Origin of the sequence: Pseudomonas sp. PA-4-8C, from assembly GCF_021606625.1 — a bacterium.
Taxonomy (GTDB): Bacteria; Pseudomonadota; Gammaproteobacteria; order Pseudomonadales; family Pseudomonadaceae; genus Aquipseudomonas; species Aquipseudomonas lactis.
On the sequence record NZ_WKCD01000268.1, the window covers coordinates 1 to 7,590 of the forward strand.

The window sequence follows — 7,590 nt, forward strand, 5'->3', positions numbered from 1 at the left end:
GCCATAGGTTGTAATGCCCGCTGAGCAGCAGGCCGACCAACACGGCTTCCGATTGCAGGGGCAATAACGTCGCGGCGCCAAATGCCGCGGCGAACAGCCCCAGGTAACCCATCAACACCGGTCAGTGAGCCGGGTAGTCCGCTACCACCACGTCTTTGCCCTCTCGGGTCAGGCCAATGACCTGATAGGCCTCGCTGCGTCCGTCCATTTCCATGCCTGGCGAACCCAAGGGCATACCCGGTGCGGCAAGGCCCAGCAGGTCGTTGCGCTTGCGCAGAGCCAGGACTTGTTCGGCAGGCACGTGGCCTTCTACGAATTTGCCGTCGATGACGGCGGTGTGGCAGGAGCCAAGGCGTGGCGCGACGCCCAGGCGTTGTTTCACCGCGCTCATGTCGGCTTCAACGTGGTCGCTGACCTTGAATCCGTTGCTTTCCAAATGGCTGATCCACTTTTTACAGCAGCCACAGTTGGCGTCGCGGTGTACGTCGATGGGGATCAGTTCGGCGGCCTGGGCCAGGGTGGTGGTGAACAGGGCACTGAGCAGGGCCAGTCGCAATGGGGTTTTCATCGTGTGTCTCACTGAAGGCGCGGCAATAAGCCGGGCATTCTCCCTGCTTTTGCGGGCATGTTTGCAATGTGACGTCGTTGTAATGTTTCTAAATTATACGAAGCCCTGGTTTTCCAGCCGCTGTTTGAGCCGGTCCAGCGCAATTGACGACAACGCGACCATGCGTTCATGCAAAGACGCCAGTTGCAGTTCAGTCTCATAAGTCAGCACCCGCGTGAACAGCGTGCCGCCCTGATGAGCGCGCAAGTAGTAATGAATCGAGCCATCAACCGCCAGGGAGGTGAAGACGGTCTTGAACTCGCTGGAGCGGCGGGCGATTTGTACGCGGTAACTCATGGGGACGCGTATGCCCAGCAGGTCGATGATTTCGGTAAAGCGCGTGCCGACCGGTAATGAGCCGGTGGTGCCGGTGTCGGCGCTGAGGGAGGTGGGGTGCCACTCGTGCCAGCGGTCGGGTTGGGTGACATAGTCGTAAACCGCGTCGATCGGCGCCTGGATGAAGCGCTCCTGACTGATCTGCTCCAAGCGGACCGAATGCTCAGTCGCGTGCATGACACACCTCCTGTGTGGCGGTTTTTACACTAGGAGCTGTGAGCGTAGCCGGACTCCCGCGCTTTGCACGGGAGTCGGCAGGCCGTTCATCAATCCCTCTGAGAACGGCCCGGACGAGGGGGGCCAGCCGGAGCTAGATATCCAGCATGGCCAGCACTTCCTTGGGGTAGCGCAGGCCTGCGGCTGCATCGGCAGGGAAGATCGCATCCAGCGCGGCCAGTTCGTCAGCACTGAGGGAAATCGACACCGCCTCCACGTTCTCTTGCAGATAGGTGCGGCGCTTGGTGCCCGGAATCGGGATGATGTAATCGCCCTGGGCCAATACCCAGGCCAGCGCCAGTTGCCCGGCCGTGACACCTTTGGCTGCCGCCAGGGTCTTGACCTGTTCTACCAGCTGCAGGTTTTTCGTAAAGTTCTCACCCTGAAAGCGCGGGCTGAAGCGCCGGTAATCATCGGCGCCGAAATCATCCGGGCTTTTCAAGGCGCCGGTTAGAAAACCTCGGCCCAACGGGCTGTACGGCACAAACGCGATGCCCAGGCGCTGGCAGGCAGCGAGGCAGCCGTTGTCTTGCTGGTCACGGCTCCACAGCGAATATTCACTTTGCAGGGCGCTGATGGGATGGACCTTATGCGCACGCTCCAGGGTAGCGGCGGATGCCTCGCTCAGGCCCAGATAGCGCACCTTGCCCTGTTTCACCAGGTCGGCCATGGCGCCGACGGTTTCTTCGATGGCTACGTCGGGGTCGATACGGTGCTGGTAGTACAGGTCCAGCGTGTCCACCCCCAGGCGTTGCAAGGTGCCGTCGATGGCGTTGCGGATATAGTCGGGCCGGCCATTTACACCACGCACCACCGGATTGGCAGGGTCGCGCACGATACCGAACTTGCTGGCCAGGAAGACCTGGTCGCGCTTGCCGGCAATGGCCTTGCCGATCTATTGCTCATTGGTGTGCGGGCCGTACATGTCAGCGGTATCAAGAAAGTTGACGCCCAGTTCCAGGGCGCGGTGCAAGGTTGCGGTGGCTTCCGTGGTATCGGTGCCGGGGGTGTAGAAATCGGTCATGCCCATGCAGCCAAGGCCAATGGCAGACACATACGGGCCGTTTTTACCTAATTGTCGAGTGTGCATAGCGGTGCTCCTTGTGATGTGGCTTCCATTGTTACCCTTGAAAAAAATGCAGATAAACCAGCTAAAAGTGCTATCACTGTTCGCGATATCTAAACAATCTTCACAGGAGCATCCTTTTGGATCGTTTTAACGCCATGCGCGTGTTCACTCGGATTGTCGAACTGGGCGGGTTTGCCAAGGCCGCCGACAGCCTGCAATTGCCACGCGCCTCAGTGACGATCCTGATCAAGCAACTGGAGGCCCATCTCGGCGTGCAACTGTTGCAGCGCACCACACGCCACGTCAGCCTGACGCTGGATGGCGCGGCGTACTACCAGCGTTGTGTGCAATTACTGGCCGACCTGGAGGAAACCGAGGCAGTGTTTTCCACGCGGCGCCAGAACCCTCGGGGCACGTTGAGCATCGATATGCCCTCAGGCATTGGCAGCTTGATTGTAATTCCGGCCTTGCCAACGTTCACCGCCCTGTACCCACAGATCGAGTTGGAGATCGGCCTCAACGACCGCCCGGTGGATTTGATCCGCGAAGGCGTCGATTGTGTGTTGCGCGGGGGCGCGGCTTTGGATGAATCGCTGGTGGCACGACCCTTGGCAATGATGGAACAACTGACGCTGGCCAGCCCCGCGTACCTTGAACGCATGGGCACGCCCAGCAGCCTGGAACAGCTGGCTGGTCACCAAATGGTCGAGTACATTTCCAGTGCCAGCGGCAAACGGTTTGGCCTGGAATTTGTGCTGGGCAGCGAGTTGCGCCCGGTCAACCTGTCGAAGGTGGTTGCCGTGAACAGTTCCGCCGGTTACTTCGCTGCGTGCGAAGCCGGATATGGGCTGATCCAGGCGCCTCGATATCACGCCCTGCGTCAACTGGCCGAGGGCACGTTAGTGCAGGTACTGGCCGATGTGGCAGTGCCGGAAATGGCGCTGACCGCGTTATACCCACCCCATCGGCAGTTGTCGCAGCGGGTGCGGGTGTTCGTCGATTGGCTGGTGCAATTATGCGCGCGGCCCGGCACGGGTTTACAACGCTAGGCTTGCGCCCTGCGATAGGCCCCTGGCTGTTGCCCGGTGACCTTGTGGAAGGCTCGGGTAAACGCCGCCACCGATTGATACCCGGCTGCGAGGGACACCTCGGCCACGGTCTGGTCCGCCTTGAGCAGTTCACAGGCGTGACGCATACGGATCATCAGCAGCACTTGCCCAGGTGACTGCCCGCACAATTCACTGAACCGTTTAAAAAATGCCGAGCGCGACAGCCCGGTACAGGCCGCCATGCTTTCCAGGCTCCAGGGCTCGGCCGGGTGTGCGATCAATTGCTCCAGCAAAGGCGCGAACGCCGGTGCCCGACCCAATGCGGCCAGGCCGCCAAGCTCGGTGTTGTCGATCACTTGCTGGCGCAACACGTATAGGAACAACAGGTGGCAAAGGCGTTCAAGCAGCGCGGAAGAGGGCGCTGGCGTACGTGCGCATTCTTGCAGGATCAACTCGAAAAGATTGCGTGCAGCCGCAAGCGACGGGTCGCCAGCGCGCAGGATGATCCAGCTGGGCAGGGTGTCGACAATCAGCGTCGACAAGCCGGATTGGAAGTGAAAGAAACCGCAGACTAATCCCACACCGTCCGTGGCCGTGCTGTCGAGGGGCAGCATCTGCCGGCGTGGGCACTCTTGGGCGCCTGCCGCCGTGGCGTGCCCGGACAGCCGAAAGGCAAAATCACGCAGCAGAAACACCGCGTCACCATTATTCAGGTGTTGGGGCGTTGGATCGCCGTCGATATGCAGCCAGCATTCGCCCTGCACGATCAAGTGGAAGCTCGCCTGTGCCAGGCCATGGGTGCTCGCGTGCCAGTCACCGCAATAGCGGCCGACGTGAAACAAACTGGTGTTGAGTTCGAGGCTATCTAATAACCAATCGACAAGAACATCGGACGAATTCATCTAATGGAAAGACTCAAGAGCAAGTAATCGCTACTTTAGCCTATTGAGCGCTTTTTTTAGAACCAACAGACTGGGGCATTCAAACCCAACAGGAGACCACTCCATGTCCCGTGTACCGTTGCTCACGCCTGAAACCGCCCCGCAAGCGGCCAAACCCTTCCTGGAAAACGCGCTCAAAGGCTCGGGTTTTATTCCTAACCTGCTGGGGGTACTGGCCAACGCACCCGCCGCGCTGGAAACCTACATCACCGTGTCCGGCTTGAATGCCAAGGCAGAACTGAGCCTGGCCGACCGCGAAGTGGTGCAATTGATTGCCGCCACCAGCCACGGGTGTGATTTCTGTGTCGCTGGCCACACGGCGGTTGCCCGCAATAAAGCCAAGTTGCCAGAGGAGGTGATCGAGGCCTTGCGCCGCCGCGGTGAGTTGCCCGACGCGCGCTATGAGACACTCGCTGCCTTTACCCGTGAAGTGATTGCCACCCGTGGGGATGTGAGTGACGCGGGCTTTGAGGCATTCCGCGCTGCCGGCTACACCGACGGCCACGCGCTGGAAGTCATCCTGGGTGTCAGCCTGGCAACCCTGTGCAACTTCGCTAACGTGTTTGCCCGCACCCCGCTGAACCCGGAACTGGCGCAATACCGTTGGGAAAAACCGGACAACTGATTCGGCGTTGGCCCACCTGCTGTAAAAGGAGAGACATGAATGCTTGACCCAATCTTGAGCCGTTGGCTCGATGTTCAAGCGCAGGCCCTGGACGTGGGCAGTTGCGATCCACAGGAAGTGCTGCCGCGGCTGGCAGAAGCCAATATTCTGAAAATCGGTGTGCCCACTCAATTGGGCGGCCTGGGGGGTGATGTGGCGGGGGCGGTCGAGGCCATCGCCAATGTGGCCAGCCATTCCCTGGCGGCGGCGTTTGTGTGCTGGGGCCAGCGCTCGTTTATCGAGTACTTGCTGCAGAGCCCCAATCAGCGCCTGCGCGAGCAACTGATGCCAGACCTGCTCAGCGGCAAGTTGGCCGGCGCCACCGGGCTGTCGAATGCGATGAAGTTTCTGTCGGGTATCGAGACGTTGCAGATCAGCGCCGAGCCCAACGACCACGGTTGGACACTCAACGGTCGCCTGCATTGGGTGACCAACTTGCGCAAGAATGGCTTTGTCGCTGCAGCGGCCATCGAGCATGCGGGCGGCGGCGCGCCGTTTATCCTGGCGATTCCGGATTCGGTGGCCGGGTTACAGCGTTCACGCGACCTGGAGCTGCTCGGGCTGCAATCGAGCAACACCGCAGCGCTTGGCCTGGAAGGCGTGGAGCTGAGTCGCGAGTGGTTGCTGCACGAGGATGCGCGCAAGTTTTTACCGGCGGTACGCCCGGCGTTCCTGGGCTTGCAGTGCGGCATGTCGATTGGCTTGGCCCGGCGTTCGCTAGCCGAAGTGGCTCACCATTTGGGTGCCAGTCGCACTGTGCTGCGCGAAGAGTTGGAAGCCTTGCGCGTGACCCTGGATCATCTGGTCAGCGAGCTTAAAAACGGGCTGTTGGCCGGGCGTTTTACCGCCGAGCCCATACCGCTGTTCAAGCTGCGCATCGCCTTGGCTGAAACCGCCGCCAGCGCCGTGCAGCTTGAACTGCAAGCCAGCGGTGGCAAGGCCTATTTGACCGCCCATGGCAGCGGCTTTGCCCGGCGCTGGCGCGAGTCGGCCTTTGTGCCGATCGTAACACCCAGCCTGGTGCAACTGCGTACCGAGCTGCATCGCCAGGCCAATCTATGAGCCAGCCGGTATTGACGGCCCAGGGTATTTGCCTGGGGTATGGCAGCGGGCCGGTGCTGCAAGGCTTCGACTTGCACTTGCAACCGGGTGAAGTGGTGTCGATCCTGGGCCCCAGCGGCGTGGGCAAATCCAGCCTGCTGCGGGTGCTGGCCGGCTTGCAGGCACCTCAGGCTGGCCGCGTGCAGGTGTTGGGCGAACCATTGAGCGGCCCGCATCCGCGCGTGGTGGTGGCCTTTCAAGACCCGAGCCTGCTGCCTTGGCTGACCCTGGAAAAGAACGTTGCCTTCGGCCTGGATTTCGCCCGCCAACCGCACTTGAGTGTTGAAGAGCGCCGCCGGCGTGTCGACCACGCCATTGCGGCGGTAGGGCTGGAACCTGCGCGCCAGCAGTTCCCGGCGCAATTGTCCGGTGGTATGGCCCAGCGCACGGCATTGGCTCGCTGCCTGGCGCGTCAGCCGCAAGTGTTGCTGCTCGACGAACCCTTCGGCGCGCTGGATGAAGTGACTCGCGCCGATATGCAGCACCTGTTGCTCAAGGTCAATCGTGAGCAAGGCTCGGCGGCCGTATTGATCACCCACGACATCGACGAAGCGCTGTTATTGTCGGACCGCATCCTGCTACTGGGTAACCGCCCGGCGCGGACGTTGGGTGAGTGGGTTATCGACTTGCCACACCCTCGGGAAGAACAGGTCGAGGCCATCGGCGCACTGCGTATCGATATTCTGAAAACCTTACGGCAGGCGAGCCGCCCTCAACCCAACCCCCTTGAACAACAGGAGATTAACTATGTGTCTGGATGACTTGACCCACTCGCGCCGTGACTTTCTCAAGCTGTCGGCGGTGCTCAGTGCCGCCGGCGCCTTGCCGTTGTTGAGCAGCCTGCAAGCCCGTGCCGCCAACGAGCCCGATGCGCCGGTACGCATCGGCTATTTGCCTATCACTGACGCCACGCCACTGCTGGTGGCCCACAACAACGGCCTGTTCGAAGCCGAAGGCATCAAGGCCGAGCGCCCGGTGTTGTTGCGCAGCTGGGCCCAGGTGATCGAGGCGTTTATCTCCGGCCAGGTCAACGTGATACACCTGCTGTCACCCATGACCGTATGGGCGCGCTACGGCAGTAAGGTGCCGGCTAAAGTCGTGGCGTGGAACCATGTGGGCGGTTCGGGCTTGACCGTATCCCCAGGCATTACCGACGTGAAGCAACTGGGCGGCAAGTCAGTGGCGATTCCGTTCTGGTACTCGATCCATAACGTGGTGGTGCAGCAACTGTTTCGTGACAACGGCCTCACGCCTGTCACCCGTGCCACCGGCAGTTCGATTGCCGCCAATGAGGTCAACCTGATCGTGTTGCCGCCCTCGGACATGCCTCCGGCCCTGGCCAGCAAACGCATCGACGGCTACATCGTCGCCGAACCGTTCAACGCCTTGGCAGAAAACCTCAAGGTCGGTCGCGTGCAGCGCTTTACCGGCGACGTGTGGCGCAACCATGCCTGCTGCGTGGTGTTCATGCACGAACACGACCTGATCAACCGTCCGCAGTGGTCGCAAAAGGTCGTGAACGCCATCGTCAAGGCCCAGGTGTGGACCCGCGACAACCGCGAAGAGGCGGTAAAGCTGCTGTCCAAGGATGGCCCGAACCGCTACAC

General features: G+C 61.1%; 8 protein-coding genes and 2 pseudogenes. 5 read left to right on the plus strand and 5 right to left on the minus strand.

Annotated elements, in window-relative coordinates; all coding sequences use genetic code 11:
* The 4 genes and pseudogenes from GIW04_RS25295 to GIW04_RS25310 form a co-directional block, all read right to left on the minus strand.
* Positions 1-118, minus strand: a pseudogene (locus GIW04_RS25295) (DedA family protein); the annotation flags it as partial.
* A gap of 3 nt (positions 119-121) precedes the next feature.
* Entirely contained in the window at positions 122-568 is a 447-nt protein-coding gene (locus tag GIW04_RS25300; RefSeq protein WP_034135732.1) for a DUF411 domain-containing protein, read from the minus strand.
* Positions 569-661: 93 nt separating this feature from the next.
* Complete coding sequence (locus GIW04_RS25305; protein ID WP_003191583.1) at positions 662-1,120, minus strand: SRPBCC family protein; 459 nt, start codon at positions 1,118-1,120, stop codon at positions 662-664.
* A 133-nt stretch (positions 1,121-1,253) separates the two neighbouring features.
* Positions 1,254-2,249: pseudogene (locus GIW04_RS25310) on the minus strand (aldo/keto reductase).
* Between the two features lie 116 nt (positions 2,250-2,365).
* On the opposite strand from GIW04_RS25310, the gene GIW04_RS25315 reads away from it, so the two are divergent.
* Positions 2,366-3,277, plus strand: coding sequence for a LysR family transcriptional regulator (locus tag GIW04_RS25315; RefSeq protein WP_120248105.1), 912 nt, complete (start codon positions 2,366-2,368; stop codon positions 3,275-3,277).
* Here GIW04_RS25315 and GIW04_RS25320 read toward each other — a convergent pair.
* A complete protein-coding gene (locus tag GIW04_RS25320; RefSeq protein ID WP_120248104.1) occupies positions 3,274-4,179 on the minus strand; it encodes an AraC family transcriptional regulator in 906 nt (301 codons plus the stop codon). The genes GIW04_RS25315 and GIW04_RS25320 overlap by 4 nt on opposite strands.
* A 103-nt stretch (positions 4,180-4,282) precedes the next feature.
* Between GIW04_RS25320 and GIW04_RS25325 the strand changes: the two genes are divergently transcribed.
* The 4 genes from GIW04_RS25325 to GIW04_RS25340 form a co-directional block, all read left to right on the plus strand.
* Positions 4,283-4,843, plus strand: coding sequence for a carboxymuconolactone decarboxylase family protein (locus tag GIW04_RS25325; RefSeq protein ID WP_003191578.1), 561 nt, complete (start codon positions 4,283-4,285; stop codon positions 4,841-4,843).
* 39 nt (positions 4,844-4,882) lie between these two features.
* Entirely contained in the window at positions 4,883-5,944 is a 1,062-nt protein-coding gene (locus tag GIW04_RS25330; RefSeq protein ID WP_003191576.1) for an acyl-CoA dehydrogenase family protein, read from the plus strand.
* Positions 5,941-6,744: an ABC transporter ATP-binding protein gene (locus GIW04_RS25335; protein WP_003191574.1), complete on the plus strand. Its 804-nt coding sequence runs from the start codon at positions 5,941-5,943 to the stop codon at positions 6,742-6,744. The genes GIW04_RS25330 and GIW04_RS25335 overlap by 4 nt, the downstream gene beginning before the upstream one ends.
* Positions 6,731-7,590: ABC transporter substrate-binding protein (locus GIW04_RS25340; RefSeq protein ID WP_236479306.1), on the plus strand; the 860-nt coding region annotated here is incomplete at its 3' end. The genes GIW04_RS25335 and GIW04_RS25340, both read left to right, overlap by 14 nt.